The 3666-nt window shown below is 71.5% G+C and carries 3 protein-coding genes; 1 reads left to right on the top strand and 2 read right to left on the bottom strand.

The features are described from left to right. Positions 1-503: pyruvate formate lyase family protein (locus IR158_RS12140; RefSeq protein WP_291813367.1), on the bottom strand; the 503-nt coding region annotated here is incomplete at its 3' end. Between the two features lie 145 nt (positions 504-648). Then, entirely contained in the window at positions 649-2532 is a 1884-nt protein-coding gene (gene dxs / locus IR158_RS12145) for a 1-deoxy-D-xylulose-5-phosphate synthase (protein ID WP_291813369.1), read from the bottom strand. A 169-nt stretch (positions 2533-2701) separates the two neighbouring features. Here dxs and IR158_RS12150 point away from each other — a divergent pair. Then, the coding region (locus IR158_RS12150) for an IMP dehydrogenase (protein ID WP_291813372.1) at positions 2702-3666 on the top strand (965 nt) is incomplete at its 3' end.

Here is a 3666-nt window from a genome sequence, read left to right on the forward strand (position 1 = left end):
GACGAGCGCGCGGCGCGGACGTTCGGCGGGTACACGTCGAAGACACCCTGGTTGTGGGTCTTGCGGTACTCGGTGAAGATCTTCTTGACGTTCTCGTCGGGCTCGTAGCCGTAGGTCTTGAGCGAGGTCTCGACCATCCGCCATCCGCCGTTGGGGATGATGGCGCGCTTGAGCGGGGCGTCGGTCTGCAGGCCGACGATGAGCTCGTTCGCCTGGTCGATGTAGCCGGGCGCGTGGGAGGTGATCGTCGACGGAGTCTTCGCGTCGACGTCGTAGATGCCGCGCTCGCGCTCCTCCGGGAACATCTTGGTCAGGGCGGTCCACACACCGGTCGTGCGCTCGGTGGGGCCCGCGAGGAACGAGGCGTCACCGGTGTACGGGGTGTAGTTGCGCTGGATGAAGTCGCGGACGTCGATGCCGTCGCTCCAGGGTCCGGCGACGAACTCGCGCCAGGCGGACGCTGTGGCGTCGACGGCCGGCTGCGGTACAGCTGTGGTGGACATCATGTGCTCCTCGTGAGGTCTGATACCACTGAACCTACGGACCAAGTCATGGGATGTCTTGGGACCTAGGGCCTTTCGGGCCTGCACCTGACGTGACCCTGCTCACGTCCCCGCCACCACGTCGTCGTGGATGGCGAGAAACGGGTCAGGATCGCTCGTCGAACCACGTCAGGACGTCGCGCGCGACGTCCTGCGGGGTCAGCCGGAGAGCGGTCACGAGCTGGTCCCGGCTCGCGTGGTCGAGGAAAGCCAGCGGGATGCCGACGGGCTGCACCGTGGTCCGCAGTCCGGCCTCCTGGGCCCGCTGCGCCACCGCCGATCCGATGCCGCCGTCCGCGACGCCGTCCTCGAGCGTGACGACGTGGTCGTGCTGCCCCACGAGCTTGGTCAGCGCCGCCGGCACCGGCAGCACCCAGCGGGGGTCCACGACGGTCACGCGCAGCCGGTGGGCGGCGAGGAGCTCGCCGGTCTCGAGGGCCGTCGTGGCCATCGCCCCCACTCCGACCACCAGCACCGAGCGCTCGGCGCCCTCGGGCTCGTGCCGCGCGAGCACGTCCACCCCGTCGATCTCGTCGATCGCGGGGATGGGGTCGTTCACGGCGCCCTTGGGGTAGCGCACCACGCTGGGCGCGTCATCGATGTCCACCGCGGCGCGCAGCGCGTCGCGCAGCGTGGGCTCGTCACGCGGGGCGGCCAGGCGCAACCCCGGAACGCCGCGCAGCATCGCCAGGTCCCACATGCCGTTGTGGCTCGCGCCGTCGTCGCCCGTGAGGCCGGCGCGGTCGAGCACGAACGTCACTCCCGCGCGATGCAGGGCCACGTCCATCAGCACCTGGTCGAACGCCCGGTTGAGGAAGGTCGCGTACACCGCCACCACCGGGTGCAGCCCGGCGAACGCCATGCCCGCCGCCGACGTCGCCGCGTGCTGCTCGGCGATGCCCACGTCGAAGGTGCGCTCCGGGAACTCCTGGGCGAAGGGCGCCAGGCCCACGGGCGCCAGCATGGCCGCGGTGATCGCCACGACGTCCGGCCGTCGACGGCCGATCCGCACGATCTCGTCGGCGAAGACGCTGGTCCAGCCGAACCTGGACGGAGCCAACGGCAGCCCGGTCTCGGGGTGGATCTTGCCCACCGCGTGGAAGCGGTCCGCGACGTCCTGCTCGGCAGGGGTGTACCCGCGGCCCTTCTCGGTCATGACGTGCACCAGCACCGGGCCCCCGAAGGCCTTGGCCCGCGCCAGCGCGCGCTCCACCGCCGGGGCGTCGTGCCCGTCCACCGGGCCGACGTACTTCAGCCCCAGGTCCTCGAACATGCCCTGCGGCGCGACGACGTCCTTGATGCCCTTCTTCAGCCCGTGCAGGGCCTCGTACGCGAACCGTCCAGGAGGGCCCGAGCGGTGCAGCGTGCGCTTGCCCCAGCTGAGCACCGTCTCGTAGCCCTGCGTCGTGCGCAGCACGTCGAGGTGGTGCGCCAGGCCGCCGATGGTGGGCGCGTACGACCGACCGTTGTCGTTGACGACGATCACCAGCCGCCGGTCGCGGCCGGCCGCGATGTTGTTGAGCGCCTCCCAGGCCATCCCGCCGGTCAACGCGCCGTCGCCGATCACGGCGACGACGTGCCGGTCGTCCAGGCCGCGGACCTGGTTCGCCTTGGCGATGCCGTCGGCCCAGCTGAGCGCCGTGGACGCGTGCGAGTTCTCGACCACGTCGTGCTCCGACTCCGCCCGGCTCGGGTACCCCGACATCCCGCCCTGCTTGCGCAGGTCGGAGAAGTCCTGGCGGCCGGTCAGCAGCTTGTGCACGTACGCCTGGTGGCCGGTGTCGAAGACGATCGTGTCCCGCGGCGACTCGAACACGCGGTGGATCGCGATCGTCAGCTCGACGACGCCCAGGTTCGGCCCGAGGTGGCCCCCGGTGCGAGACACCGACTGGACCAGGAACTCACGGATCTCGGCGGCCAACGAGGCCACCTGCCGGTGGGTGAGGCGTCGCACGTCTGCTGGCGTCTTGATGCGAGCGAGCAGACTCACGCGACACCGTCCTCCTCTGCTGTGTGCGCGTGGCGAGGGCCGCGCGTCGGAGATCACTCTAGGCGTCGCAGCCTGGGCGCGCCCTCGCGTCCGGGCGCCCAGGCTGTCCGAGATCAGGGCTGTGGCTGTGGCGTGCACCACCCCTACGATGAGGATGAAAGGGGTGACCATGCGCTTCCTCCCAGGTCAGCGTCCCGCACACGACCTCACCTACGGCGATGTCTTCCTCGTCCCGTCCAGATCGGACGTCACGTCACGATTTGACGTCGACCTCACGACCCACGACGGCACGGGCGCCACCATCCCGCTGGTCGTGGCCAACATGACCGCCGTGGCCGGGCGTCGCATGGCGGAGACCGTCGCCCGCCGCGGCGGGCTCACCGTCCTTCCCCAGGACGTGCCGACCTCCGTCGTCGCCGACGTGGTGGCGTCCGTCAAGGCCCGGCACCCCGTCATCGAGACCGCCGTGGTCGTCGCCCCGCACGACACCGTGCACACCGCCCTCACCCTGATCGGCAAGCGCGCGCACGGCGCCGCCGTCGTGGTCGAGGGCGACCGGCCCGTCGGCGTCGTCACCGCGGCCGACTGCGAGGGCGTGGACCGGTTCACGCAGGTGGGCGCCGTCATGACCGCCCACCCCACCGTGGTGCCCCTCGACGTGATCACCGAGTCCGGGCCCCGCGGCCTCGAAGCCGCCTTCGAGACCCTGCACAACTCGCGGCGCAAGTTCTCCCCCGTCGTCCGCGGCGACGAGCTGGTGGGAGTCCTCACCCAGGTCGGCGCCTTGCGCTCCTCCATCTACTCCCCCGCCCTCGACGCCCAGGGCCGCCTGCGCGTCGGCGCGGCCGTCGGCATCAACGGCGACGTCAAGGCCAAGGCCGCGGACCTCCTCGCCGCCGGCGTCGACGTCCTCGTGGTCGACACCGCCCACGGCCACCAGCGCAAGATGCTCGACGCCCTCGCCGCCGTCCGGGCGCTCGACCCCCAGGTCCCCGTCGTCGCCGGCAACGTCGTCACCGCCGAGGGCGTCCGCGACCTCGTCGAGGCCGGCGCCGACATCGTCAAGGTCGGAGTGGGCCCCGGCGCCATGTGCACCACCCGCATGATGACCGCGGTCGGCCGCCCCCAGCTCTC

It is taken from the genome of Cellulomonas sp. (genome assembly GCF_015234515.1).
In the GTDB taxonomy this organism is placed as follows: domain Bacteria; phylum Actinomycetota; class Actinomycetes; order Actinomycetales; family Cellulomonadaceae; genus Cellulomonas.